General features: G+C 37.3%; 23 protein-coding genes, 2 tRNA genes and 1 other annotated feature. Of the genes, 3 read left to right on the forward strand and 22 right to left on the reverse strand.

What is annotated here, in order from left to right:
* Positions 1-89: 89 nt before the first annotated feature.
* The 9 genes from MKX31_RS20240 to hemA all read right to left on the reverse strand — a co-directional run bounded on the left by MKX31_RS20240 (position 90) and on the right by hemA (position 11,488).
* On the reverse strand, positions 90-2,735 hold the full coding sequence (locus MKX31_RS20240; protein WP_064474686.1) for a valine--tRNA ligase: 2,646 nt from the start codon (positions 2,733-2,735) through the stop codon (positions 90-92).
* A 37-nt stretch (positions 2,736-2,772) separates the two neighbouring features.
* Positions 2,773-3,005, reverse strand: a binding site (T-box leader).
* Between the two features lie 123 nt (positions 3,006-3,128).
* Positions 3,129-4,154, reverse strand: a complete 1,026-nt coding sequence (gene ysxE, locus MKX31_RS20245; RefSeq protein WP_064474685.1) for a spore coat protein YsxE — start codon at positions 4,152-4,154, stop codon at positions 3,129-3,131.
* A 62-nt stretch (positions 4,155-4,216) separates the two neighbouring features.
* A complete protein-coding gene (spoVID, locus tag MKX31_RS20250; protein ID WP_098111521.1) occupies positions 4,217-5,194 on the reverse strand; it encodes a stage VI sporulation protein D in 978 nt (325 codons plus the stop codon).
* 109 nt (positions 5,195-5,303) lie between these two features.
* The gene (gene hemL / locus MKX31_RS20255) at positions 5,304-6,593 is read right to left on the reverse strand and encodes a glutamate-1-semialdehyde 2,1-aminomutase (protein ID WP_048541355.1); all 1,290 of its coding nucleotides are present in this window, start codon (positions 6,591-6,593) and stop codon (positions 5,304-5,306) included.
* Positions 6,593-7,582, reverse strand: coding sequence for a porphobilinogen synthase (hemB, locus tag MKX31_RS20260; protein WP_001087076.1), 990 nt, complete (start codon positions 7,580-7,582; stop codon positions 6,593-6,595). The genes hemL and hemB overlap by 1 nt, the downstream gene beginning before the upstream one ends.
* Positions 7,583-7,602: 20 nt before the next feature.
* Positions 7,603-8,355, reverse strand: a complete 753-nt coding sequence (gene hemD, locus MKX31_RS20265) for a uroporphyrinogen-III synthase (protein WP_088048063.1) — start codon at positions 8,353-8,355, stop codon at positions 7,603-7,605.
* Between the two features lie 2 nt (positions 8,356-8,357).
* Positions 8,358-9,287 carry a hydroxymethylbilane synthase gene (gene hemC, locus MKX31_RS20270; protein ID WP_064474682.1) on the reverse strand — a complete coding sequence of 310 codons (930 nt, stop codon included), beginning with the start codon at positions 9,285-9,287 and terminating at the stop codon, positions 8,358-8,360.
* 15 nt (positions 9,288-9,302) lie between these two features.
* Positions 9,303-10,136 (reverse strand): cytochrome c biogenesis protein, encoded by an 834-nt coding sequence (locus MKX31_RS20275; protein ID WP_000008998.1) that lies wholly within the window; start codon positions 10,134-10,136, stop codon positions 9,303-9,305.
* 17 nt (positions 10,137-10,153) lie between these two features.
* The gene (gene hemA, locus MKX31_RS20280) at positions 10,154-11,488 is read right to left on the reverse strand and encodes a glutamyl-tRNA reductase (RefSeq protein WP_064474681.1); all 1,335 of its coding nucleotides are present in this window, start codon (positions 11,486-11,488) and stop codon (positions 10,154-10,156) included.
* A gap of 415 nt (positions 11,489-11,903) precedes the next feature.
* Between hemA and MKX31_RS20285 the strand changes: the two genes are divergently transcribed.
* Both MKX31_RS20285 and MKX31_RS20290 read left to right on the forward strand, forming a co-directional pair.
* Complete coding sequence (locus MKX31_RS20285) at positions 11,904-12,356, forward strand: MarR family winged helix-turn-helix transcriptional regulator (RefSeq protein ID WP_044737640.1); 453 nt, start codon at positions 11,904-11,906, stop codon at positions 12,354-12,356.
* Between the two features lie 2 nt (positions 12,357-12,358).
* Positions 12,359-12,775 carry an organic hydroperoxide resistance protein gene (locus tag MKX31_RS20290; protein WP_098101628.1) on the forward strand — a complete coding sequence of 139 codons (417 nt, stop codon included), beginning with the start codon at positions 12,359-12,361 and terminating at the stop codon, positions 12,773-12,775.
* A gap of 36 nt (positions 12,776-12,811) precedes the next feature.
* Here the strand turns inward: MKX31_RS20290 and ysxC are convergent, their stop codons facing one another.
* The 7 genes from ysxC to MKX31_RS20325 all read right to left on the reverse strand — a co-directional run bounded on the left by ysxC (position 12,812) and on the right by MKX31_RS20325 (position 22,252).
* The gene (gene ysxC, locus MKX31_RS20295) at positions 12,812-13,408 is read right to left on the reverse strand and encodes a ribosome biogenesis GTP-binding protein YsxC (RefSeq protein ID WP_000869124.1); all 597 of its coding nucleotides are present in this window, start codon (positions 13,406-13,408) and stop codon (positions 12,812-12,814) included.
* A complete protein-coding gene (gene lon, locus MKX31_RS20300) occupies positions 13,405-15,735 on the reverse strand; it encodes an endopeptidase La (protein ID WP_000097312.1) in 2,331 nt (776 codons plus the stop codon). Before lon ends, ysxC begins: the two co-directional genes overlap by 4 nt.
* Positions 15,736-15,919: 184 nt before the next feature.
* The gene (gene lonB / locus MKX31_RS20305) at positions 15,920-17,590 is read right to left on the reverse strand and encodes an ATP-dependent protease LonB (RefSeq protein WP_064474679.1); all 1,671 of its coding nucleotides are present in this window, start codon (positions 17,588-17,590) and stop codon (positions 15,920-15,922) included.
* 106 nt (positions 17,591-17,696) lie between these two features.
* Positions 17,697-18,956 (reverse strand): ATP-dependent protease ATP-binding subunit ClpX, encoded by a 1,260-nt coding sequence (clpX, locus tag MKX31_RS20310; RefSeq protein WP_000472283.1) that lies wholly within the window; start codon positions 18,954-18,956, stop codon positions 17,697-17,699.
* Positions 18,957-19,220: 264 nt separating this feature from the next.
* Positions 19,221-20,498 carry a trigger factor gene (gene tig / locus MKX31_RS20315; protein WP_064474678.1) on the reverse strand — a complete coding sequence of 426 codons (1,278 nt, stop codon included), beginning with the start codon at positions 20,496-20,498 and terminating at the stop codon, positions 19,221-19,223.
* A 309-nt stretch (positions 20,499-20,807) separates the two neighbouring features.
* Positions 20,808-21,806: a hypothetical protein gene (locus tag MKX31_RS20320; protein ID WP_064474677.1), complete on the reverse strand. Its 999-nt coding sequence runs from the start codon at positions 21,804-21,806 to the stop codon at positions 20,808-20,810.
* 197 nt (positions 21,807-22,003) lie between these two features.
* The gene (locus tag MKX31_RS20325) at positions 22,004-22,252 is read right to left on the reverse strand and encodes a hypothetical protein (protein WP_001973787.1); all 249 of its coding nucleotides are present in this window, start codon (positions 22,250-22,252) and stop codon (positions 22,004-22,006) included.
* A 519-nt stretch (positions 22,253-22,771) separates the two neighbouring features.
* Between MKX31_RS20325 and MKX31_RS20330 the strand changes: the two genes are divergently transcribed.
* Complete coding sequence (locus MKX31_RS20330; RefSeq protein WP_000473874.1) at positions 22,772-23,386, forward strand: PH domain-containing protein; 615 nt, start codon at positions 22,772-22,774, stop codon at positions 23,384-23,386.
* A 94-nt stretch (positions 23,387-23,480) separates the two neighbouring features.
* Here the strand turns inward: MKX31_RS20330 and MKX31_RS20335 are convergent, their stop codons facing one another.
* The 6 genes from MKX31_RS20335 to rph all read right to left on the reverse strand — a co-directional run bounded on the left by MKX31_RS20335 (position 23,481) and on the right by rph (position 26,224).
* Positions 23,481-23,681 (reverse strand): hypothetical protein, encoded by a 201-nt coding sequence (locus tag MKX31_RS20335; RefSeq protein ID WP_000124457.1) that lies wholly within the window; start codon positions 23,679-23,681, stop codon positions 23,481-23,483.
* A gap of 410 nt (positions 23,682-24,091) precedes the next feature.
* Positions 24,092-24,165: transfer RNA gene (locus MKX31_RS20340), tRNA-Arg, on the reverse strand.
* A gap of 1 nt (position 24,166) precedes the next feature.
* Positions 24,167-24,240, reverse strand: a tRNA-Gly gene (locus tag MKX31_RS20345).
* Positions 24,241-24,349: 109 nt separating this feature from the next.
* On the reverse strand, positions 24,350-24,853 hold the full coding sequence (locus tag MKX31_RS20350) for a metallophosphoesterase (protein WP_064474675.1): 504 nt from the start codon (positions 24,851-24,853) through the stop codon (positions 24,350-24,352).
* Between the two features lie 13 nt (positions 24,854-24,866).
* On the reverse strand, positions 24,867-25,475 hold the full coding sequence (locus tag MKX31_RS20355; protein WP_046956272.1) for an XTP/dITP diphosphatase: 609 nt from the start codon (positions 25,473-25,475) through the stop codon (positions 24,867-24,869).
* An 11-nt stretch (positions 25,476-25,486) separates the two neighbouring features.
* Entirely contained in the window at positions 25,487-26,224 is a 738-nt protein-coding gene (gene rph, locus MKX31_RS20360) for a ribonuclease PH (RefSeq protein WP_001261774.1), read from the reverse strand.
* Between the last annotated feature and the right edge of the window lie 119 nt (positions 26,225-26,343).

Below are 26,343 nucleotides of genomic sequence, written 5' to 3' on the forward strand. Positions count from 1 at the left end.
TGCTTTCCCCTTTCAAAAGACAACCTTCATACTCCTATTATACGCAAAGAAAAGAGACTCACCAATATAGTGAGCCTCTAAAAAATATTTTACTTTTCAAGATCTGCTAGACGTTGGCGAACTGCTTCACGTTTTTCTAGGTAATCTTGCTCTTTCGCACGCTCTCCGTCAATAACTGCTGCAGGAGCTTTCGCTACGAAACCTTGGTTTGAAAGTTTCTTCTGTACACGTTCTACTTCTTTGTCGAACTTCTCAAATTCTTTCTCAAGACGTGCTCTCTCTTCATCAAGATTGATAAGATCAGCTAACGGTAAGAATAACTCTGCACCTGATACGATTGCAGTCATCGCTTTTTCTGGTGCTTGTAAATCCGTTTGAATTATTAATTCGCTTGGGTTACAGAAACGCTCAATGTAAGAGCTGTTTTTTGTAAGTTGAGCAAGTACAGCCTCATCTTTTGCTTTAATTTGCATTTGAACTTTTTTGCTCATTGGCGTATTAACTTCTGCACGGATGTTACGAACAGAGCGAATGATATCAACTAGAAGGTGCATTTCTGCCGCAGCTTCTGTATCTTGTAAATCTTCGCGAACTGTTGGCCATGCTGCTACTGTAATAGATTCGCCTTCATGCGGTAAATGTTGCCAAATCTTCTCTGTTACGAATGGCATGAATGGGTGTAATAGACGCATTGTTTGGTCTAATACGTAAGCTAAAATAGAACGAGTTGTTTTCTTAGCTGCTTCATCTTCACCGTATAGTGGAAGTTTCGCCATTTCAATGTACCAGTCACAGAAATCGTCCCAAATGAAGTTGTATAATGAACGACCAGCTTCACCGAACTCATATTTATCCATGTTACGCGTTACGCTTTCGATTGTTTCGTTTAAGCGAGTTAAAATCCACTTATCCGCAACTGATTTTTCACCAGTTAAATCGATTTCTTCATACTTCATATCATCCATGTTCATTAATACGAAACGTGATGCGTTCCAAATTTTATTAATGAAGTTCCAAGTAGACTCTACTTTTTCCATACTGAAACGTAGATCTTGACCTGGTGCGCTTCCTGTTGATAAGAAATAGCGCATTGCATCTGCACCGTACTTCTCGATAACATCCATTGGATCAATACCGTTACCAAGAGATTTACTCATTTTACGTCCTTGCTCATCACGAACTAAACCGTGAATTAATACATCTTTAAATGGACGCTCGCCTGTAAACTCTAAACCTTGGAAAATCATACGAGATACCCAGAAGAAGATGATGTCATAACCCGTTACTAATGCATCTGTTGAATAGTAACGTTTGAAGTCTGCTGCATCTTCATCAGGCCAACCAAGTGTTGAGAATGGCCATAACGCTGAACTGAACCATGTATCAAGTACGTCGTTATCTTGATTCCAATTTTCAATATCTGCTGGCTCTTCTGTACCTACGTATACTTCACCAGTTTCTTTATGATACCAAGCTGGAATACGGTGTCCCCACCATAATTGACGAGAAATACACCAGTCGTGAATGTTTTCCATCCAGCGTAAATATGTGTTTTCGAAACGCTCTGGTACGAACGTTACTTTCTCTTCTTCTTTTTGTTGAAGCTCTACTGCCTTCTCAGCAAGTGGAGCCATTTTTACGAACCATTGTGTTGATAAGTAAGGCTCAACAACTGCACCACTACGCTCACTATGACCTACTGAATGCATATGAGGCTCGATTTCTACTAATACGCCCGCTTCTTGTAAGTCCTTCACTAACGCTTTACGGCATTCGAAACGATCCATACCGTTATACTTACCAGCTTTTTCGTTCATTGATCCATCTTCGTTCATTACTAAGATACGTGGTAAGTCATGGCGGTTACCTACTTCAAAGTCATTCGGGTCATGAGCTGGTGTAATTTTTACAACGCCTGTTCCGAAATCTTTTTCTACGTACTCATCAGCAATAATCGGAATCTCACGGCCTACGATTGGAAGTGTAACTGTTTTTCCGATTAAATGTTTGTAACGATCGTCTTCTGGATGAACTGCTACTGCTGTATCACCAAGCATCGTTTCTGGACGAGTAGTCGCAAGACGAATATGACCAGAGCCATCTGTTAATGGATAGTTCATATGGTAGAACGCACCTTGAACTTCTTTATGAATTACTTCAATATCAGAAAGAGCTGTGCGTGTTGCTGGGTCCCAGTTAATAATATATTCACCGCGGTAAATTAAGCCTTTTTCGTATAATTGAACGAATACTTTATTAACCGCATCAGATAAACCTTCGTCTAATGTGAAACGTTCACGAGAATAGTCTAGTCCTAAACCAACTTTCCCCCATTGTTGACGAATGTGAGACGCGTATTCCTCTTTCCATTCCCAAGCTTTTTCAAGGAATTTCTCACGGCCAAGATCGTAACGTGAAATACCTTCTTCACGAAGTTTCCCTTCTACTTTCGCTTGTGTTGCGATACCCGCATGGTCCATTCCTGGAAGCCATAATACATCGTAACCTTGCATACGCTTCGTACGAGTTAAAATATCTTGAAGAGTTGTATCCCAAGCATGACCTAAGTGTAACTTACCAGTTACGTTCGGAGGTGGAATTACAATTGTATATGGTTGTTTCTTCTCATCTCCTGTTGCTTCGAAATATTTGCCTTCAAGCCACCATTGATAAAGGCCTTCTTCAACGGACATATGATCATATTTAGTTGGTAAATTCTTTTCCGTGTTTGACATTTTTTTCCCTCCTTAAAATAAAAAATGCCCCTCATCCAAAAAGGACGAGGGACATCGCGGTACCACCTTTATTTACAAACAAATTCAGGAATTTGCTTATACTCTTAATTTGATAACGGACAAATCCGTCTTTTCCTAATGAGAACTATTCCGTTCAGAAAAGATGCTCCAGGGCTACCTTCTAACATAACTATCTAGAGAATCTTCCAGCTAATGATTCTCCTCTCTGAAGACGTTTCTTGTTATACTCTTCCCTTTCAAGGCATTTATATGATTGTTAATTATTATATACAATAGTGTAAAAAACGAAACCCTATTCGTCAAGATAAATTTAATACTACGGCTTTTTGGACGAACGAAAAAAAAAGATAAGTAGAGATACTACTTATCTTTTTATCCGTTCCCTTGCTGGGCAGCTTGTAATTGCGAAAGGAAATATTCTATATTGCTAACGAGCCAATGCGATTGTTGTAAGCTCTTTACTCCGAGAAGTTCATTGTCCTCATTGCGACTCTCTCTTCTTTTCTTATAAGACTGGATTTGCCGAATAAATTGCGATGGATACGTCATATACGCAAACATGAGTAGTTGCTCTTCTTTCGTAAAAGGGAAATTTTTTTGGTACATTTGATACCATTCAAACCGATCACTTCGCGCAATTGGATACGTGTTTAAAGACCGAGAATAAAACCCTACTATATCTTGCACCGGTGTGGCAAACTTCGATTTTTCTAAACTAATAAAATAGCCATTCCGTTCATAATCAAATAAGAAATGATTAAGCGATACGTTACCATGTACAAAAGTAATACGTGTTTTTTCTTTTTCCTTCATCGCATCGTTCCACTCAGTTAATTGCTTCGTTGCAAACTCACGCGCCCTCATTACATGATGATAGTACGTACAATATTGCAATTCAAACGGAGACATATACCACTTCGCTTCAGATTCTACGAGAAACTCTTCTAACATCTCACCATCATTCTCCCAGCGATCGGATATATTTGTATAATGTTTTTCTAAATCCTCTTCTGTATATGTTTCTTCTTTCACCGTTTTTTGATGTAACGTCCCGAGAGTTTGAAACATTTTATGGTATTGATCATTATCCTCGCCGTTGCCTTCCGCACGTTCTAACCAAGGCATTAAATAATAATTATACGTCCCGTCACTTAAAATATAATTTCCATCCGTCGCATGGTATATAGGTACATAATTTGAAAAACCGTTCTCCTTCAAATATTGAATATGGTGCAAAAAGTTATTCCGCTCTAACTTCCCGTCTTCTATTTTCTTGAGCGCATACGGACCTTGATTCGTGTAAATTTTCGTTACACTTCCGTGCTCTTCCATATGCTGTGTATCCAATCTATATTGCCTTACAATGGGTTCATAGCGATTTCGTAATTCAATATCCATACGAATAACCCTTTCTATTCAAAACATAGCCTTTAGGAAAATAAGTGAGTGAAAACACTCACTTATTTCGCTTTTGCCCTTGAAACAGGAATATAAATAATTTGTCCCGCAGTTAAATATATATCTTCTGTTTGATTGACACGATATAAGTTTTGTACAGACGTTTCATAACGGTCTGCAACAGATTCGATTGTATCCCCTTCTTGCACGAAATACATTCTTAACTTTGTAAATTCTTCTTCCGGTTCTTTCGTAAATATTTTCGTTAAATAAAGTGCATTTTCATCTCGCTGTGAATACGTTTCTTCTTCTTGCTCTTCTTGTTTTTTCGCTTTTTCTTTCTTGAAATCTTTTCTTCCGAACAATTCAAATTGTGGCGTTGATTCTTTCTCCTCTTCACGCTCCACAAATTCATGTTCTTCTATTTCCTCTTCCTCTACTTCCTGCTCTTTTCTTTCCTCTAGTTGAAACGGTTCAAACGCGTAATCTTCCCACTCATCTGATTCCTTATAGATTGGTTCTTCTACGTGCATGGCAGGTCTATTTTCATCTTCTTGTGCGGAATCAGCCTCTAACTCAGCATACGCTGTTTCTCCCTCTTCATCCTCGATTCTTTCTTCATCACATAAACCAGTGATAGATATATCCGCTAATAATTGTAAGCAACCATTTTCCTTTAATTCATAATCAAATTCCTCAATAGATACATATAGTTCTTCAATTACTTTCACACGGTTTCTCGGAATTGATATTTCAAGCGGAAAGGAATGAACAAGTTCATTAACCCCATCTTCCCTTGTTTCTACATAATCAATTGATTTCGCTGGCGATAAATCTCTTAATGAATAAGCCGAATCATCTTGCCGCGCAACATACTCTCCCGTTAAATCTAATTGCCCTCTCACGATAACTTCATGATCAAGCTCTTCTATCTCAACGTCTGGATCTAACGAAATTGACAAAAGTTCTTCGACTTCCTGTCCTTTTTGGAACCAAACAGATTCTTTTAATGAAAAACGTAATGAATGATCTGTTGCCACTTCTTTTCCCCCTCCCAAACTATATGTCATTACAGATTTATGTATGGAAAGCTGACTTTATGAATAAAAAAAATCGCTCCCCTTACGGAGAGCGATTTTCTTTCAACAATTAAGCTTTTAATTTTGACATTGCAATTTCAGCTGCTGCAATCGTCGCTTCAATATCTGCATCACTATGTGCTGTCGATAAGAATAGACCTTCGAATTGAGATGGTGGCAAGAATACACCTTGTTCTACCATTTCACGATAGTAAGCCGCAAAGAATTCTAAGTTTGAAGATTTTGCTGCATCGTAATTAATAACTTGTTCATCTGTAAAGAAAATACCAATCATAGAACCCGCACGGTTAATATGATGCGGAATGCCATGTTTTTCAGCCGCTTTACGTAAGCCAGCTTCTAACATTTCAGCTTTACGCTCAAATTCTACATATGATTCTGGCGTTAACTGTACTAACGTTTCATAACCTGCTGCCATTGCAAGTGGGTTACCTGATAAAGTACCTGCTTGGTAAATCGGTCCGCTCGGTGCAACTTGGCGCATAATTTCTGCTTTACCACCGTATGCTCCTACTGGTAAGCCACCACCGATTACTTTACCTAAACAAGTTAAATCAGGTGTTACACCGTAATAACCTTGTCCGCAATTATAAGCAACTCGGAATCCTGTCATGACTTCATCAAAAATAAGCAATGCACCATTTTGCTCTGTTACTTCACGAAGACCTTCTAAAAATCCTGGTTGCGGAGGAACAACACCCATATTTCCTGCTACTGGTTCTACAATTATACAAGCAATATCATCACCAAATTGTTCGAAAGCGTATTTCACACTTTCTAAATCGTTATACGCTACGGTAATCGTATTTTTCGCTACACCTTCTGGTACACCAGGGCTATCTGGTAAACCTAGCGTCGCCACACCAGAACCCGCTTTAATTAATAACGAATCACCATGACCGTGGTAACAACCGATGAATTTCAAAATTTTATTACGTCCTGTATAACCACGAGCTAAACGTAGTGCACTCATTGTCGCTTCTGTTCCAGAGTTAACCATACGTACAATCTCAATTGATGGTACGCGCTCAATAACAAGTTTCGCTAATTTATTCTCAATTTCCGTTGGGGCACCGAAGCTTGTTCCTCTTTCAGCAACAGATTTTAAAGCTTCAACAACACGATCATTCGCATGACCATGAATTAAAGGACCCCATGATAATACGTAATCGATGTATTCATTTCCATCAATATCATATACTTTAGAGCCTTTTCCGCGCTCCATAAACAACGGATTCATACCAACAGACTTAAAAGCACGAACGGGGCTATTTACGCCACCAGGCATTAAATCTTGTGCCTCTTCAAACGCCGCAATCGACTTATCAAACTTTTTCATTATTTAGCGCCTCCTTCTTGTAACCATCTTGCTGCATCTTTTGCATGATACGTAATAATTAAATCTGCTCCTGCACGTTTCATGCTAATTAATTTTTCAAGTACAACTTCTTTTTCATTAATCCAACCATTTTGCGCCGCTGCTTTAATCATCGAATATTCACCACTTACGTTATAAGCAACGACTGGTAAATTAAAGTTATTTTTCACATCACGAACGATATCTAAGTAAGAAAGAGCTGGCTTTACAATTAAGAAATCTGCCCCTTCCATTACATCTGATTCCGCTTCACGGAATGCTTCCATACGGTTCGCTGGATCCATTTGATATGTTTTACGATCACCAAATTGCGGGGCACCGTGCGCCGCATCACGGAATGGTCCGTAAAATGCTGATGAATATTTCACAGCGTACGACATTACTGGTACGTGTCCAAAACCATTTTCATCTAATGCATGGCGAATTGCTGTTACGAATCCGTCCATCATGTTTGATGGCGCAATAATGTCCGCTCCTGCTTTCGCTTGGCTTACAGCTGTTTTCGCAAGAACTGCAAGAGACTCGTCATTTAAAATAATACCATCTTCAATTACACCGCAATGACCATGGCTTGTGAATTGACATAAACATGTATCTGCAACTACTACTAGCTCAGGGAATTCACCTTTAATTTGCTTAATTGCACGTTGCACAATTCCATGATCACAATATGCTGATGATCCAACTTCATCTTTTTCAGCAGGTAAACCAAATACAATAACAGAACGAATACCTAAATCAACAACCTCTTGCATTTCAGCTTGCAATAAATCTAAAGACATTTGATATACGCCTGGCATAGAAGGCACTTCATTACGAACATTTTCTCCTTCTAATACAAAAATAGGGTAAATAAAATCTTCCGTATGTAAAAACGTTTCACGCACAAGCGCACGCATATTACCGCTTTGTCTTAAGCGACGATGACGATTAAATTGTAAAGAGTTCATAGATTTCTATCCCCATTCTTTTATTTTATAGATTCACAAATGCATTGTAGTAATGCTTCTACAGTGTACTCTTTCGGCGTAATAACATGTGGAAAATAAAGGATCGCCTCTTTTTCCGTAATAGGCCCTATACAAGCAATTGTACAGTTTTTTGTCCATTCTCTCCAGTTTGTACCCTCAAGTAAACGAACAAAACTAGTAACAGTTGAAGGGCTCGTAAATGTAATAATTTCTACTTTCCCTACTTCTAACGCTACTATAAGCTCTTGCCTTTTCTCTATATTCTCTTTCGTACCATATACGATTAGCTCCTCTAGAGAAACACCAATTTCGCGAAGTGCAACTGGAATTACATCTCTTGCTAAATTCCCTTTCGGAAATAAAATGCACTCGTTTCCACTTAGTCTTTTTACAAACTCTTCTGCAAATACTTCTGCAACAAATGAAGTTGGAACGAAGTCCACTTGATAGCCCCGCTTTTCTAACTCTAACCTTGTTTTCACGCCTACTGCAGCAATTTTAGTCTTTGCGGGTAGCTTCTTTCTCAAACTATCTAGAAAAAAAGCTACCCCATTTTTACTCGTAAAAATAACCCAGTCATACGAATGCAGCTGCCCTGCTATATGTTGAATTTGCCTATGAGACATACCTTCCATACGCAAAAGCGGAATTTCCAATGGAATTCCGCTCTTTTCTTTCACCGCTACACTCATTTGTTTCGCTTGATGCTGGGCACGTGTAATTAATACCGTTTTGCCAGCGAGAGCGTTCATATTTATTGTTGCCCCTTATTTGCAGCAAGAATGAGTTCTTTTGCGCCTTGTTTAATTAAACGGTCCGCAGCCTCTAATCCTACTTCCTCTGGATTAGTTCCTACTACTGTCTCTTTCAATAAAACAGAACCGTCCATAGAACCGACAAGAGCTGTTAATTCGATTGCATCATTTTCTGTAAGAGTTGCATATCCAGCGATCGGAACTTGGCATCCACCTTCAAGTTTATGAAGAAATACTCGTTCTGCTGCGACTGTCCTTTCTGTTACTGCATCATTCATATGCGCTAACAACTGTAGTAAATCCTTATCATCCTCACGGCACTCAATCGCTAATGCACCTTGTCCTACAGCAGGTACACATAACGTCTCATCTAAATGTTCTGTAATAACTTCATTATCCCAGCCCATTCTTTGTAATCCAGCTGTTGCTAAAATGATTGCATCGTAATCTTCTTCTTGTAATTTACGTAAACGTGTATCGATATTCCCTCGAATCCACTTCACTTGTAAATCTGGTCTCGCAGCTAATAATTGTGCACTGCGTCTTAAACTACTCGTACCTAAAATAGCGCCTTCTGCTAACTCTTTAAACGATGCTCCGCTTTTTGAGATAAAAGCATCACGAGGGTCAACACGCTTCGGTGTACAACCAATCATTAATCCTTCTGGAAGTACGGCCGGCATATCTTTCATACTATGTACAGCCATATCAATTTCTTTCGTAAGTAACGCATGTTCAATCTCTTTAACAAACAAGCCTTTTCCGCCTACTTTTGAAAGAGTAACATCTAAAATAACATCACCTTTTGTGACGATTTCTTTCACTTCAAATTCATATGGTAAACCTAGTGCTTTTAGCTGATCAATAAACCAGTTTGTTTGCGTTAATGCTAATTTACTCTTTCGTGACCCTACAATAATTTTGCGCATAATTCTCTCTCCTCATTATAAATACCAAAAGTGGAAGTTGGATAAACTGCTTAATAGAAAAATATTGATTAGCATTACGAGAAATGCTCCGATGTTCCACTGCACGATTTTCTTCCCTTGCAACACATCTGCCACTCGTAAATATAGGCCAGCACAATATACAAATAGAACGACAAAAGACCCGATCACTTTCGTATCATACCAATGGAAATTGTCCAATTTCGTATATCCCCATATGCATCCTAATAAAATAGCTAGTAAGAAAAATGGAACAGAAAATAAATTTAATCCGTAAGACATCGATTCTAGCTTCGGTAAATTCCCTAACCTTCTTAATCTCGCATTCCATTTTTTCTTTTTTAATAGGCGATATTGCAATAAATACATAATAGAAAAAATGAACGATACAGTGAAAGTTGCATAAGAAATAATAGCCATACCGACATGTACATATACAAGTTCTGAAACTAATTGCTCTGCCAGTACCGGCGACATCTTTCCGAGCGGTGTAAAAATAGAAAAAGCGCTTACGCCAAATGCGACAACATTTGTAAAAAAGACTAAAAAGTCAATTCTCATAAATCGATTAATGACTAACGACATCGTAATCAATAGCCAAACATAAAAATAAATCCCTGATAATAAAGTTAATATAGGGTTCGTTTCTGAATCTGTAGCCCTAAGTAACATAAAGATAGACTGCAGAACCCATACAATCGAAAGTAACCAAAAAGCAAATCGGTTCGCCTTTCGGTTACTTTGGAAATAATCTATAAAATATAAACTAATGCTACAAGCATATAAAATAATTGCAATATGATAAATAATACTGTTATTTAAAAAACTCATCCGATCATCCTTCCAAATTATAAAGATGGAACGGATGGTGTCCACGCTCTTTTATGTTCTACTTCTTCCGCACAACTCTCTACATCTTCCATTTCTAAGTCAAAAATCTTTGCAAATAACGCTAATTTTTCGTCTGCTCCCTCTTCAGCAGCTATTTCTTTCGCTACTAAAATTGGGTCTTTTAATAATTGATTAATAATACTTTTCGTATGCTTACTAATTACTTTTCTCTCACGATCACTAAGATTCGGTATTTTTCGTTCCAAGCTTTCCATCGTTTCACTTTGGATAGCAAGTGCCTTATCACGAAGAGCTGCTATTAACGGAACAACACCAAGTGTACTTAACCACGTTTTAAATAAAACAATTTCCTCTTCAATCATAAATTGAATTTTCTCTGCTTCTTTCAAACGCTCAGCACGATTTGCTTCCACTACTCCTTGCAAATCATCAATGTCATATAAGAAAGAACCTTCTAGTTCATCAATCGCTGGATCAATATCACGCGGCACTGCAATATCCACCATAAACAACGGACGACCAGAGCGCATTTTCTCTACCTTTGTCATCATCTCTTTCGTAATGACATATTCAGATGCACCAGTTGAACTAATTAAAATATCTGCTTCTAATAATGCACATTGCAATTCACTTAAAGGCTTTGCATGTCCCATATATTTCTCAGCCATTACTTCCGCTTTCGTAAACGTTCTATTCATGACTGTTACTTTTCGAGCACCGCTTCCATATAAGTTTTGCAGTGCCAATTCACCCATCTTACCAGCACCAAGAATAAGCACACGACAATCTGTTAACTCACCAAATATTTTCTTTCCGAGCTCAACAGCGGCATAACTAACAGACATCGCACTTTCACCAATCGTCGTTTCTGAGTGCGCACGTTTCGCTAACGTAACCACCTGCTTAAACAACTCATTAAAAATTGTGCCTGTCGCTTTTACTTGTTGCGCTTCTAAAAAGCTATCTTTTATTTGGCCTAAAATCTGTGTTTCTCCAACTACCATAGAATCTAAACCGCACGTCACGCGGAATAAATGATCTATTGCACCATCTTGTTCAAAAATAGTTAAATATGGTGCGACTTCTTCTATTTCAAGCTGAAACCAATCAGCTAAAAACTTCTTAATATAATACCGTCCCGTGTGTAATTGATCGACAACAGCGTAAATCTCAGTGCGATTACAAGTTGATACAATGACATTCTCTAACACGCTCTTTTGATTTTGTAATGTAGTCATTGCTTCCTCTAGCTCTGCTGCCTGAAATGTGAGTTTCTCACGAAATTCTACAGGGGCTGTTCGATAATTTACACTAACAACAAGAATATGCACGCAGCATGTCCCCCTTCACCCGTTTTATCACTTTATCTACTATCATAATACAACTTTCCTCTTATGAATCTGACAATCGTGTGAACAACCGATTATTTTTTATTTATTCTCCGTATGTAATAAAGGAGATTCAGTAAAACTAATAAAGACTTCCTACTTTATAATGATTATAAATTAATAACTCTATTTGTACGTTACCAAAAAAAGTCCTCATAATCAAGTGATGGAAACTATTCCATATGAATTATAACATCATCTTTCCTATCTTCTTTCATCATGAAGGAAAATATGTATGATTGTTCCAAATTGTAGCACAGACTTTCTCAATACAATGTATTTGACATTGTATTTCTTTTTCGTTATATTGATTTTACAAAATTAAATTGTGCACAACTTAATTAGAAGGGAGTTATGTATGACAGAGAATTCTTTACACCTAGATAACCAACTTTGTTTTTCTATTTACGCCTGTTCTAAAGAAGTTACCCGCTTTTATCGACCATATTTAGAAGAGATGGGTATTACGTATCCCCAGTACATTACTTTACTCGTACTATGGGAGCAAGATGGACTAACAGTAAAAGAAATTGGAGAACGTCTATTTTTAGATTCTGGTACGTTAACACCTATGTTAAAACGAATGGAATCATTAAAACTTGTAAAACGCGTTCGTTCCAAAGAAGATGAGCGCAAAGTTTGTATTGAATTAACAGAACAAGGTAAAGATTTAAAAGAAAAGGCTTGTTCATTGCCGACAACGATGGCAACAAATTTAGGAATTACAGAACAAGAATATCGTTCTTTATTAATTCAATTAAATAAACTAATTGAAACAATGAAAACAATTAATGATAGAAAAGGGGAATAAACATGGATAAATTATATACTACTTCAGTAACTGCTACAGGTGGAAGAAACGGAAAAGTAATTTCAGATGATGGCATATTAAATCTTGATGTAAAAATGCCGAAAGCACTAGGTGGTGCAGGCGGAGAGGCAACGAATCCAGAACAACTATTTGCTGCTGGTTATGCCGCTTGTTTTGATAGTGCATTACAACTTGTCATTCGTACAAAACGTGTGAAAGTAGAAAGTACAGAAGTAACTGCTCACGTTTCTATCGGAAAAGATACAGATGGTGGTTTCGGCCTATCTGCTGTACTTGATGTACACGTTGCTGGCGTCTCTCATACCGAAGCACAAGAACTTGTAGAAGCCGCTCACGGTGTATGTCCTTATTCGAAAGCAACAAGAGGTAATATTGAGGTCACATTAAACGTACACTAAAAAATTTAGTAAATAAAAAAAAACGCGCGACATTCGTCACGCGTTTTTTGTTTTTGTCATTCTATGAATTGCCTTCCACGCTTCTTCTTTTCCAAGTCCTGTTTCAGAAGAGAATAGAACGATTTCATCGCCAATTTCAACAGCAAGCGTTTCTTTTACAACTTTTAAATGCTTTTGCCATTTCCCTTTCGGAATTTTATCGGCTTTCGTCGCAATAATAATTGTTGGGATTTCATAATGCTTTAAGAAATCATACATCATCACGTCATCATTTGTTGGTTGGTGACGTAAATCAACTACTAATACAGCTGCGTCTAATTGCTCACGTGTTGTAAAGTAAGTCTCAATCATCTTGCCCCATGCTGCGCGCTCTGTTTTAGATACTTTCGCATAGCCATAACCTGGAACGTCAACAAAATGCATCATCTCATTGATTAAGAAAAAGTTCAACGTTTGCGTTTTCCCTGGTTTAGAAGAAATACGTACTAACTTTTTACGATTTAAAATTTTATTAATAAAGGAAGACTTCCCGACATTTGAACGACCTGCTAATGCAATTTCTGGTAAATCACTGTCTGGATATTGTTCTGGTTTAACAGCACTAATTACAATATCTGCTTTTGTTACTTTCATTGTTTCACTCCTACTAATGCGTGCTCCAATACTTCATCTAAATGAGATGCAAGCACAAACGTAAGGTTTTCTTTTACGCTTTCTGGAATATCATCTAAATCTTTCTCGTTTTCTGCTGGCAAAATAATTTTTGTTAAGCCTGCGCGGTGAGCACTTAATGTTTTTTCTTTTAAACCACCAATTGGTAATACACGACCACGAAGTGTAATTTCACCTGTCATCCCCACTTCTTTACTTACAGGAATACCTGTTAGTGCAGAAATAAGTGCCGTTGCCATCGTAATACCTGCTGACGGTCCATCTTTTGGAACTGCTCCTTCTGGAACATGAATATGAATATCATTTTTCTCATGGAAATTCGGATCAATCTGAAGCTCTTCTGCACGAGAACGAATATAGCTAAACGCTGCTTGTGCGGATTCTTTCATAACATCCCCAAGTTTACCTGTTAAAATTAATTTCCCTTTACCTGGCGCTACAGACACTTCAATCGCAAGTGTATCACCGCCTGCTGCTGTATACGCTAACCCTGTTGCCATACCAACTTGGTCTGTTTTTTCGGCTTGTCCATAACGGAATATGTGCTTACCAAGTAAATCAACAATGTTTTTCTCTGTTACTACAATACGCTTGCGTTCTGCTGTAACGATAATTTTTGCTGCTTTACGACAAACTTTTGCAATTTGACGCTCTAGCGTACGAACACCAGCCTCACGTGTATAATAACGAATAATTTCAAGAAGTGCTTCATCACGTACTTGTAAATTACCTTTACGTAAGCCATGCTCTTTTAATTGTTTCGGCAATAAATGTTCACGGGCAATATGAACTTTTTCAAGTTCTGTATAGCCAGCAATCGAAATAATTTCCATACGGTCAAGCAGCGGACCTGGAACACTTGAAAGTGTATTCGCAGTTGCTACAAACATAACTTTCGATAGATCATACGGTTCTTCAATGTAATGATCACTGAAGTTATGGTTTTGTTCTGGGTCTAACACTTCAAGTAATGCCGCTGACGGATCTCCACGGAAGTCGTTAGACATTTTATCAATCTCATCTAATAAAAAGACTGGATTAACTGTTTTCGCCTTTTTCATACCTTGAATAATGCGTCCTGGCATCGCTCCAACGTACGTACGACGGTGACCACGGATTTCCGATTCATCACGTACACCACCAAGGGATACACGGACGAAATTACGATTTAATGATGTTGCAATCGAACGCGCTAACGAAGTTTTCCCGACCCCAGGAGGTCCTACTAAGCAAAGGATAGGCCCTTTTAATGAATTCGTTAACTTCTGTACAGCTAAATATTCCAGTACGCGCTCTTTCACTTTCTCGAGACCGTAATGATCTTTGTTCAAAATCTCTTCAGAATGAGCAAGATCAATCATATCTTCTGTCGCTTCTGTCCATGGAAGTGCTAATAACCAATCCATATAATTGCGAATAACACCGCTCTCCGCAGAACTTGCTGGTAACTTTTCATAACGGTCTAATTCTTTCAGTGCAGCCTTCATTGTTTCTTCAGGCATTCCCGACTGTTCAATTTTCTCACGAAGTTCTTCAACTTCCCCGCCCTTACCTTCTTTATCACCAAGTTCAGTTTGAATCGCCTTCATTTGCTCACGTAAGAAATACTCTTTTTGCGTGCGCTCCATTGAACGTTTCACTTTTTGTCCAATTTTCTTTTCTAAACTAAGTAACTCTTGTTCATCTTGAATAATTGAAATAAGTGTATGTAATCGTTCCTTCACAGATACAATCTCTAAGATTTCTTGTTTCTGCTTCGTTTTAATCGGCAAGTGAGAAGCAATTAAATCAGCTAATCTTCCTGGCTCTTCTACATCAGCTACCGTTGCAAATGTTTCATTTGAAACTTTTTTCGAAACTTTAATATATTGTTCGAAATGCTCGAGTAATGTACGCATAAGAGCTTTCTCTTCTAGATCATCTTCCACTTCTTCAGTTACCGTTTTGATAGAAACCTGCACTACATTCTCTTCTTCGATAAACTCTACTACTTCAGCTCTATGTAAACCTTCTACAAGGACACGAAGCGTACCGTTCGGCAATTTTAACATTTGCTTCACTTTCGCCACTGTACCTACACTATATATGTCATCTTCTTTCGGATCATCGATATTCATTTCTTTTTGCATCGCTAAAAAGATGATATTTTCATCCATTGCCGCCTGCTCTAGTGCTTGTATCGATTTATCACGTCCTACATCAAGATGCAGAACCATCGTTGGATATACGAGAACGCCTCTTAATGGTAGGAGGGGTACGATTCTTTCATTCGTATTCATACTAGACATAGCACCTCCATAATAAATTAAACTCCTGTTCAACTATTTTATATTACAATACATCTAGATGCAATTGCAGAGATTTTCCACAATTGTAAATCTCTCGTTTTTTCTCTCTTATAAAAAGGAAAAAAGACTCCGCTTAAGCATACAAACTTAAACGAAGTCTGGCAAATTTTATTATCGTTCATTCTCACATTGATTGTGCATCTGTTTCATCCACAGTATTATGTATATCAAGGTCTCGATGCATATTTTCCTGCATAAATGTTAGCTCAAATACTTCTTTTAACTTACGAACAGGAATGATTTCAATTCCTTTTATTGTATACAAAAACGGTTGCATGTTTTCAGCAGGAATGATGACTTTCTTAGCACCTGCTTTTTTCGCGGCTTTTATTTTTGCGTACACACCACCAATAGGTTTCACTTCCCCATGTATACTTATCTCACCGGTCATCGCTACTTCATTACTCACATACGTACGATGCACTGCTGAATATACACCTGTTGCCATAGCAATACCTGCCGAAGGCCCATCAATTGGGATACCACCTGGAAAATTAATATGTATATCATACCCTTCTGGCAACACATCTAGAGAACGAAGTACTGTTAATACATTATCTACAGAACCTTTCGCCATACTTTTACGGCGAATGGATTTCGTTTGACTACCAATACTTTCCTCTTCCACAATACCAGTTACATTTACTGATCCTTTATCTTTCGCCTTGATTGCTGTTACTTCAATTTCTAATAACGCGCCTGTATTTGGTCCGTATACAGCAAGTCCATTTACAAGACCGATTCTCGGAATAGGATAAATACGTTTTTCATATTTCGGTGTAAGTTGACTAGAGTGAACAACCCACTCTATATCTTCATCTTTAATGAAAGAACGTTCTTCATTTATTGCCATACCAGCAGAAATTTGTACAAGGTTAATCGCTTCTCGTCCATTTCTTGCATACATTCCGATCATTTCAATACCATTTTTACCTATTTGCATTTCCACTTTATCAGCTGCATTCTTCGCTACTTTTTGAATCTCTTCTGTATCTAACTCACGGAAAAACACTTCTAAACAGCGTGACCGAATAGCAGGAGGAATCTCCTCTGGCGAACGTGTCGTCGCCCCAACTAAGCGAAAATCGGCTGGCAAACCTTTTTGAAAAATATCATGTATATACGTTGGAATCATCGAATTTTCTTCACTATAGTACGCACTTTCCAAAAATACTTTCCGATCTTCTAACACCTTTAACATTTTGTTCATTTGAATTGGATGTAATTCACCAATCTCATCAATGAACAAAATACCACCATGCGCATCTGTTACAGCTCCTTTTTTCGGCTGTGGGATACCCGCTTGCCCCATTGCACCGGCCCCTTGATAAATCGGATCATGGACTGAACCAATTAATGGGTCTGCAATACCACGTTCATCAAATCTTGCTGTCGTCGCATCAAGTTCGATAAATGTTGCATTTGTACGAAATGGAGATTTCGGATTGCGTTTCGCTTCTTCCAATACAAGACGTGCTGCCGCTGTCTTCCCGACACCTGGCGGACCATATATAATTACATGTTGCGGATTCGGACCACAAAGAGCCGCTTTTAACGACCTAATTCCGTCCTCTTGCCCTACAATATCTAAAAAGGATGTAGGACGTACCTTTTCCGCAAGCGGCTCTGTTAAAGAAATCTCACGCATTTTACGAAGCTGTTCTAATTCTTTTTTCGATTCTCGATCAATTGAAACTTTTTGTGTTCGCTGATTTCGAAGTAAATGCCAAAAATACAATCCGACAATTACACCAAAAACAAGTTGAACAAGTAAAAATATATTTGTCCAGCTCATAATTTATTTCCTCCCGCAATGTTTTATCACTTAGTATTTCCGTGGAGGAACATAGCTAAACATAAAGAAAAACAGCAATTATAAAAATTGCTGTTTCTTCTTCGCACTATGCAGATGTTTTTGTATCAAGTACAGTACCGTCTTGTAACACCAATTTCGGTGGTTCATTATCAGCTACTGTTTCTTTCGTCAGAATACACTTCTCGATATCTTTGCGAGATGGAAGTTCGAACATTACATCAAGCATTAAGCCTTCAATAATAGAACGAAGTCCACGAGCACCTGTTTTACGTTCAATTGCTTTTTTCGCAATTTCAATTAGTGCACCTTCTTCAAACTCTAACTCAACATCGTCAAGCTCCAATAGTTTTTGGAATTGCTTAACAAGTGCATTTTTTGGTTTCGTTAAAATATCTACAAGAGCATCTTCATCAAGCGGCTCTAGGTTCGCAATAACTGGAAGACGACCGATAAACTCCGGAATTAAACCGAATCTTAAAAGATCCTCTGGTAAAACGTGAGATAAAACATGCTTCTCATTTACATCAGCATTTTTCTTCTCAGCACCAAATCCAATTACTTTCTCACCAAGGCGACGTTTAATAATTGGCTCAATGCCATCAAACGCTCCACCACAAATGAATAGGATATTCGTTGTATCAATTTGAATGAACTCTTGATGCGGATGCTTACGACCACCTTGAGGTGGAACGCTCGCTACAGTACCTTCTAAAATTTTCAGAAGTGCCTGCTGTACGCCTTCACCAGATACATCACGTGTAATTGATGGATTTTCGGACTTACGTGCCACTTTATCAATCTCATCAATATAAATGATTCCTTTTTCCGCTTTCTCTACATCATAATCAGCTGCTTGGATTAATTTTAGTAAGATGTTTTCTACATCTTCCCCTACATATCCAGCTTCTGTTAAAGATGTTGCGTCCGCGATCGCAAATGGAACATTTAAAATACGCGCTAATGTTTGTGCCAATAATGTTTTACCACTACCAGTTGGCCCAATAAGTGAAATATTACTCTTCGCTAATTCTACATCATCAATTTTACTGTTAGAATTAATGCGTTTGTAATGGTTATATACCGCTACCGCTAGTGCTTTTTTCGCGTTATCTTGTCCGATGACATACTCATCTAAGATTTCACGAATTTCTACCGGTTTCGGTACATCTTTGAATTCTACTTCTTCGTCCTTCGCAAGCTCCTCTTGTACAATTTCAGTACAAAGTTCGATACACTCGTCACAAATGTAAACACCTGGACCTGCAACTAACTTTCGAACTTGCGTTTGTGTTTTACCACAGAAAGAACATTTTAATTGACCTTTTTCATCATTAAATTTAAACATATTTTCACACCCCTTACAAAGTGCTAACCTCTTGCCTTCGTATGTACACGATAAATGTATCGTATGTAAATACATATTATGTCACTACGTGGCGAGAAATACAAATAATATGACTAGTTATGTACAAATAAAAAAATTTTAAAACTTTTGAAATATGTATATTCGACTTGTAAAGGAAGTTTTCCTTCTTCATCGAAAAGTTTTATAAATATATTTCTATATTTATAAAACAAGGCACGATTAAAATCGCGCCTTGTTATTTTATTATGCAGCGTTGTCTACTAAGAAGTCTACAGCTTTACGCACTTTAAGGTCTTCAGATAAAGCGTCTACGCTTCCAAGAGCTTGCTTGATAGCGTCTACTGGCATACCGTACATTTCAGCCATTTTTTCAACTTCTGCAGTTACTTCTTCTTCAGTAACTTCGATGTTTTCAGCTTCAATGATAGCTTCAAGAACAAGGTTGATTCTTACGCGTTTTTGAGCGTCTTCTTTCATTTGCTCTTTTAACTTGTCAGCGTCAGTACCTGTGAATTGGTAGTAAAGCTCAAGGTTCATACCTTGTTGGCTTAAACGTTGCTCGAATTCACGAACCATACGATCTAACTCAGTGTCGATCATAGCTTCTGGAATCTCGATTTCAGCGTTAGCAGCAGCTAATTCTACTACTTCGTCACGTACTTTGTGCTCAGCTTCGTGCTTTTTGCCTTCTTCTAAGTTTGTACGAAGTTTTGTTTTTAATTCATCAAGAGTTGCAACTTCTTCGTCAGCTTCTTTAGCGAACTCGTCGTTTAACTCAGGAAGTTCTTTTGTTTTGATTTCGTGAATTGTTACTTTGAATGTAGCTGGTTTACCAGCTAATTCAGCAGCGTGGTACTCTTCTGGGAATGAAACTTCAACTTCTTTAGAATCACCAGATTTAAGACCAATTACTTGCTCTTCGAAACCAGGGATGAAAGTACCAGAACCGATTGCAAGAGAATAGTTTTCGCCTTTTCCGCCTTCAAATGCTTCGCCATCAACGAAACCTTCGAAGTCGATTACAGCTGTATCACCGTTTTCAACAGTTCCTTCTTCTTTAACAACTAGTTCAGCTTGACGCTCTTGTAAAGATTTTAATTCGTTCTCTACATCTTCGTCAGTTACAGTTGTTTCAACTTTTTCTACTGCTAAACCTTTGTACTCACCTAATTTAACTTCAGGTTTCACTGTAACTTTTGCAGTGAAGATAAGGTTAGCATTTTTTTCGAACTTCTCGATGTTGATTTCAGGATGATCAACTGGGAAGATACCAGCTTCATCAATCGCTTCACCGTATGCTTTTGGTAAGATGATATCTATAGCATCTTGATATAAAGATTCGATACCAAAGCGTTGTTCGAATAACGGACGAGGCATTTTTCCTTTACGGAAACCTGGTACGTTGATTGTTTGTACTACTTTTTTGAACGCAGCGTCGATAGAGTTGTTTACTTCTTTAGCATCAACTTCGATTGTTAAAACGCCTACGTTACCTTCTAATTTTTCCCATTTTGTAGCCATTTATTCTTTCCCTCCAACTATAATAATGTATGCACATACCTCTATAGATTAAAATCTTCATTATCTCTTTTTTGAAATAACAAAAGTACAAATAATCCTCTAGCAAAAGCTTTCAGATATAATGTTCCAATCTACTAATTGTCTAAAAGACAACTACGGTATATTTTGTTCGAGAATAATATGAAACATATTAAGTAAGAGAATTACACTTCTCTTCTCTTACAAACAGGCAGATTTCTGCCTTTTGCAACCCTTACATTATAACATAGAATATGCTCGTTTCAAGAACCGAACGATTCTTTTTCATAATTATACGGGCAAATATCCTTCTCTTTCAACACGTAATAACCATTGATAGGCAATATGAAACTCTTCTAATTCAATATTATACGCTGTCATAAGCTCTTCTTCATCAATAGTCAATCCGAAACGTTTTCTTCCAATTCTCTCTAAAACAGCAGCCCAAATCTCCACTTTATCCATTAATAGAGCGAATGGGAAAACGCTAATTCGCAATTCTTTCCAATATGTAACCATTGCATCAAATATATCGGGATAATTTTGCTCTAATCGGCTTGATAATGTATGTATAATGTTATCGGATTGCTCCTCATTATGACCTGTAAATGCTGGAATCACCTTGATCGTATTCCCAAACTTTTCCACTTCTATCTCTTCTTCTATTTGATTTTCTATCATTTTATATAAAATAGAAGTTTTCAAATAAGGGTGCTGTTTTTCGTCTATTAAAACTTTCTTTAAAATAGGTAATGCAAGATCCAAGTCTTTTAACGAAAGTTGCTGAATCGCTCTTAGCTTTTGTCCAAAGTTTTCTCCAAACATTTCATTAGTAAACTCATCCAATTCAAAATTCGAATCGACTAGTGACGTATCTACTTCACTTAACATACCTTCTGCAAATAAAGCGAGCTGTGCTAATTTTTCCTTTTGCTCAGGCATTACATCTTTCGTTTGCAAAACCTTTTCAACGATTTCAATGACACCTTCATAATCATTTGTTTGAACTAAAATCGTCACATATGTTTCAAGAATATCACCAAATAATACAGCTCCTGTTTCAAGTAACTGTTCACATTTGTCTTTCGCTTCTTCCATATGTTTTAATTCTAACAAACAAATAACAGAAGCGAGTTCCGTTTGTTCCGTTTCTGCATTATACTGACGTAATATTTCAAAGCAGCGCAATGCATCTTCGAATTTCCGCTCTTTCAGCGCTAAAAAACCTTCATCAATATATCGCTCTGATAGTTGTGGAAACAATACGACCGTATTTTCTTTTTTATCCATACGTCCGCCTCTTTTTCTAGATTTTAATTATCTTTAAAGTAAATATATCAAATGAGTAATAAGAACACAACATCCCAAAACCCTTTGTTTGAAATATGGAAATATTTAATTTTTATATTTGAATATAAACAAATCCTTACCGAAAATTAAAAATGTGCAAATAAAAATCCTCAGCAATTAAAGCAGAGGATTCATCATTAATGGAAAGCTTTTATAATAGTGGGGTATATAACAAGGGTAATAATTTGGAGAACAATAATTGCCATAACAATCATGCTACAATAGAAGATTGGTTTACTTCGCTTCATTAAAAACATAATAATAAGCATCGTACAAGCAAACAAACTTAAAAAGAACAAACTCGTTGTCGAACTAAGTATACCACTCGGGACAAAGAACAATAACACTACACTACAAGTACCTATAATTCCAAATAACCATTCCATTCATTCACTCATTCCCTTTCCCTCTCATGGCAGTTTTTTTACTAAGCGATTAAATGTTTTACAACATCAACTACATACGTTAATTTCTCATACGCTACAAATCCAAAAGCAACTGTTAAACCCGTTACGATTAACCCTTTCATCATTTCTTCCTCCTCGTTTTATCGTTGTTACCTTCATTATAGAGGATTAGCAATTTGTTACCATCGAACTTCCTTACAGTTACCTTACAGAATTGTAAGATTTCAAAATGGATAGAAAAAAACCTTATATTACTTGAGAGGTTTTCACGGAATTTCTCTATAATTACTTACAAGATTAACTTTTTTCTCTTGATTTTTTTTCGGAGAATCCACTCTTAAACTAATAGATTTACTAAATAACTTAGGGTTGAAATAATTATTCGTTACTTTTCTTAACTTACCTTTAAAAATTTTCAATTATAAGAAAACACTTTATTGAAATCATGTTAATATATTTTTATACAATTAAGAATTTAATTTAAAAGGGGGATTATGTATGTTTAAAAAAATGGCTGCAGACGTATTGGGGTTAAGCGATGTAGGATCTGTCATTACACCGAAAGATTACGATAAAGTTGATGCTGATGATTACGTGATGCATGAAGATGGAGAGAAAATTTATTTTCTAATTAAATCAAAATCAGATGAATATTGTTTCACAAACAAAGGATTACTTCACCTAGATGGTACAAGCGCAACAAGTAAAAAACGTACACTACGCCGCTTTAGCTATAGTAAATATCAAATTAAAAATGTAGCACTTGAAACTGCGGGAACAATTGATTTAGATGTAGAAATTAAGTTTCAAATGGGAGATGAGCATTATTCAATTGATGTTCATAAAAAACATATCGAAGAATTAAAAGATTTATATAAGGCTTTACTTAAAATAGAAGAAATTTCATACGACAACGACATTACATTGCAGTATGCACATAAAAGTCTAGATATGGCATCTAACGCTTTCAGCCGTATTTCAAACGCACAAGTAAATTTAGCAGAACAATTTAAAGAAATGAACGAGATCGCCTTTAACTGGCTCGTTGATACGAAGAAACAATATAACGTGAAAGATTATGGTTTTGTCTTTGACAAATTTATTAATAACTAATTTAAAACAAACAAAAAACCTTGTTATCAAAAGATAACAAGGTTTTTTTAGCGTCCCAGGAGAGAGTTGAACTCCCACTCCGCTCATTTCTGTACTATTTTATATATTTTGATCGCAGTCTTAATATATCTTCTCCTTCACGAATGCCTGCCGATCCCTTCCTCACATTTTTTATGACAGTCCAATCTGGGTTAGTTTCATCACCGATGTTCTGTACTGTAAAGTTGCCATCACCATATTTCCGGTGACCTTCTGCCAATTTCTCCGTTAAATCATTCTCATTTGATCTCGCCATCTTTGCGCCATCTCCCTTTTTTATACAACCTTCTTAAACTGTCCAACCAATCACACGTCCAGTCAATTGGAGATTCTCGTTTTCCGCTTCTATTAATTGTAACACACTGTCGTGGATAAGTTCCGATAACAGCTGCTCAATCGTACTAGAATGGTAAAAAGTTTTATAACATTCTAAGTGAACAATTAGGAGAATATAGATATGGATTTAAGTTCCATCATAAGCCTATCGATTCTTTAAATTAAATATGAGGAACAGGGCGCATAAACGGCGCTCTTTTCTTAATGTACTTCAATCTGTAATATATAATAATTATCATATATTACGTTATATTTTACACCTCTTGCACATACATCAATTTTTAAACAAACAAAAAACCTTGTTATCAAAAGATAACAAGGTTTTTTTAGCGTCCCAGGAGAGATTCGAACTCCCGACCGTACGCTTAGAAGGCGTATGCTCTATCCGGCTGAGCTACTGGGACATGGAGCGGGTGAAGAGAATCGAACTCTCGACCAGAGCTTGGAAGGCTCTTGTTTTACCACTAAACTACACCCGCATATGTTATTTTATTTTTCTTCGTTAGCGCTGTTGCCCTATCGACAATATTTATTATATGTATAACCATACATAAAGTCAACACCTTTTTTAAAAGAGGATAATTTTTCTTATCCTCTTTTAAAAACTGCTTGTTCAACTAGTTGTCCGTCTAATGTTTCAAAACGAACTTCCATTTGATTTTCATCCATTTCTAATAAAGCAAATGTCTTTTCTACACGCTGACGTGGCAATAAAATACTGCCTGGATTAATAAATAATACGCCGTCGATTAATTCTGCACCTAATACGTGAGAGTGTCCGAAGCATGCAACTTGCGCCCCTACCTCTTCTGCATGGTACGCTAATGTTTGTAATGTCATTTTCACGTTATGACGATGTCCGTGCACAACTACGAAACGAATGCCATCTACATCAGTTACAATTTCGTCTTGAAAGTTAGCATAATCACAGTTCCCTTTTACAACATGGAAACCTTGCAGCTCTTCATGAGCAGGCGTTAGCTCTGAATCACCGCAATGAATCATGATATCTACTTTTCCTTCATATTTCTCTTTCAACTGCTGTAATTCCTTCACGGAGCTATGACTATCGCTTACGATTAAAGCTTTCATCAATCTCTCTCCCTTATTCTCCTAAAAACCATTCAGGGATTTTTTCTTCTAACTTACGAAGAGCACGTCCACGGTGGCTAATGGCATTTTTCTCATCTGAACTTAGTTCCGCCATCGCTTTTTTATATTCTTCCACATAAAAAATCGGATCATATCCAAAGCCGTTTTCCCCGCGGCGCTGCTCTAAAATATACCCTTCGCACGTCCCATTTACAATGACAGGCTTTTTATCACCTTCAGGGAAAGCCACTGCTAATGCACAGTAGAAACGAGCTTTACGCTTTTCAAACGCTATGTCATTTAATTCTTGTAATACTTTATCAATATTCGCTTGATCATCTTTCGGCTCTCCAGCAAAACGAGCTGAATACACGCCCGGTTTTCCATTTAAAGCATCTACAATAAGACCTGAATCATCCGCGATTACGATCGCATTCAGCTGTCTACTCAGACTATCCGCTTTTAAGATCGCATTTTCTTCAAATGTTTCACCAGTTTCTTCGACTTCTTCAATATGAGGAAAATCGTGTAATGATTTTACTTCTAAATCAAATCGCTCAAATAACTCAGCAAATTCACGTACTTTCCCCATATTTTTTGTCGCTACAACAACTTGTTTCATACTTTCCACCTCTACTCTATATGAGATACGATGTCACCTAACGCTTCTTTTTGCATGTCAATCAGTTGGAAGATGCCTTGTTCCGCAGCATCAAGCAATTCATTTAACTGCGCTCTGCTAAACGTCGCTTCTTCTCCAGTTCCTTGCACTTCAACAAACTGGCCTTTTCCAGTCATAATCACGTTCATATCAACGTCTGCTTTAGAATCTTCTACGTAGTTTAAATCTAAAACAACACCTTGCTCTTCAACAATCCCTACTGACGTTGCTGCTAAATAATCTTTTACTGGAATTTTAGATACTTTTTCTGCTTGTAATAACTTCTCAAACGCTAATACCATTGCTACATATGCACCTGTAATAGAAGCAGTTCTCGTTCCACCATCCGCTTGAATAACATCACAATCAATCCAAACCGTTCTCTCACCAAGTGCTTCTAAGTCAACTACCGCACGTAATGCTCGTCCAATTAAGCGCTGGATTTCCATTGTACGTCCTGTTACTTTCCCTTTACTTGATTCCCTAATTGTACGTTGTTCTGTTGCACGTGGAATCATCGCATATTCAGCTGTTACCCAGCCCTTTCCTTCTCCACGCATAAACGGTGGGACACGCTCTTCAATTGTCGCTGAGCAAATTACCTTTGTATCCCCAACCTCAATTAATACTGATCCCTCTGGATTTTTTAAATAATTCGTATGAATATGTATATGGCGTAATTCTGTTTTCTCTCTACCATCTACTCGCATAAAAATAACCTCCTCATAACTACTTGTTAGTATAGCCAAATTTAAATGTATGATATGTATACAATAAAAGAAGAGGAACCCAAAAAGCAATTCCCCTTTCTTACTTAAGTATATCAAAT

It is taken from the genome of Bacillus sp. FSL M8-0063 (genome assembly GCF_038005545.1).
GTDB classification, from domain to species: domain Bacteria; phylum Bacillota; class Bacilli; order Bacillales; family Bacillaceae_G; genus Bacillus_A; species Bacillus_A wiedmannii.

Coding starts and splice junctions, on each gene's coding strand:
- MKX31_RS20240 (WP_064474686.1), bottom strand. CDS start 2,735: ATGTCAAACACGGAAAAGAATTTACCAACTAAATATGATCATATGTCC.
- ysxE (WP_064474685.1), bottom strand. CDS start 4,154: ATGGATATTGAATTACGAAATCGCTATGAACCCATTGTAAGGCAATAT.
- hemL (WP_048541355.1), bottom strand. CDS start 6,593: ATGAAAAAGTTTGATAAGTCGATTGCGGCGTTTGAAGAGGCACAAGAT.
- hemB (WP_001087076.1), bottom strand. CDS start 7,582: ATGAACTCTTTACAATTTAATCGTCATCGTCGCTTAAGACAAAGCGGT.
- hemD (WP_088048063.1), bottom strand. CDS start 8,355: ATGAACGCTCTCGCTGGCAAAACGGTATTAATTACACGTGCCCAGCAT.
- hemC (WP_064474682.1), bottom strand. CDS start 9,287: ATGCGCAAAATTATTGTAGGGTCACGAAAGAGTAAATTAGCATTAACG.
- MKX31_RS20275 (WP_000008998.1), bottom strand. CDS start 10,136: ATGAGTTTTTTAAATAACAGTATTATTTATCATATTGCAATTATTTTA.
- MKX31_RS20285 (WP_044737640.1), top strand. CDS start 11,904: ATGACAGAGAATTCTTTACACCTAGATAACCAACTTTGTTTTTCTATT.
- MKX31_RS20290 (WP_098101628.1), top strand. CDS start 12,359: ATGGATAAATTATATACTACTTCAGTAACTGCTACAGGTGGAAGAAAC.
- ysxC (WP_000869124.1), bottom strand. CDS start 13,408: ATGAAAGTAACAAAAGCAGATATTGTAATTAGTGCTGTTAAACCAGAA.
- lon (WP_000097312.1), bottom strand. CDS start 15,735: ATGTCTAGTATGAATACGAATGAAAGAATCGTACCCCTCCTACCATTA.
- lonB (WP_064474679.1), bottom strand. CDS start 17,590: ATGAGCTGGACAAATATATTTTTACTTGTTCAACTTGTTTTTGGTGTA.
- clpX (WP_000472283.1), bottom strand. CDS start 18,956: ATGTTTAAATTTAATGATGAAAAAGGTCAATTAAAATGTTCTTTCTGT.
- tig (WP_064474678.1), bottom strand. CDS start 20,498: ATGGCTACAAAATGGGAAAAATTAGAAGGTAACGTAGGCGTTTTAACA.
- MKX31_RS20320 (WP_064474677.1), bottom strand. CDS start 21,806: ATGGATAAAAAAGAAAATACGGTCGTATTGTTTCCACAACTATCAGAG.
- MKX31_RS20325 (WP_001973787.1), bottom strand. CDS start 22,252: ATGGAATGGTTATTTGGAATTATAGGTACTTGTAGTGTAGTGTTATTG.
- MKX31_RS20330 (WP_000473874.1), top strand. CDS start 22,772: ATGTTTAAAAAAATGGCTGCAGACGTATTGGGGTTAAGCGATGTAGGA.
- MKX31_RS20335 (WP_000124457.1), bottom strand. CDS start 23,681: ATGGCGAGATCAAATGAGAATGATTTAACGGAGAAATTGGCAGAAGGT.
- MKX31_RS20350 (WP_064474675.1), bottom strand. CDS start 24,853: ATGAAAGCTTTAATCGTAAGCGATAGTCATAGCTCCGTGAAGGAATTA.
- MKX31_RS20355 (WP_046956272.1), bottom strand. CDS start 25,475: ATGAAACAAGTTGTTGTAGCGACAAAAAATATGGGGAAAGTACGTGAA.
- rph (WP_001261774.1), bottom strand. CDS start 26,224: ATGCGAGTAGATGGTAGAGAGAAAACAGAATTACGCCATATACATATT.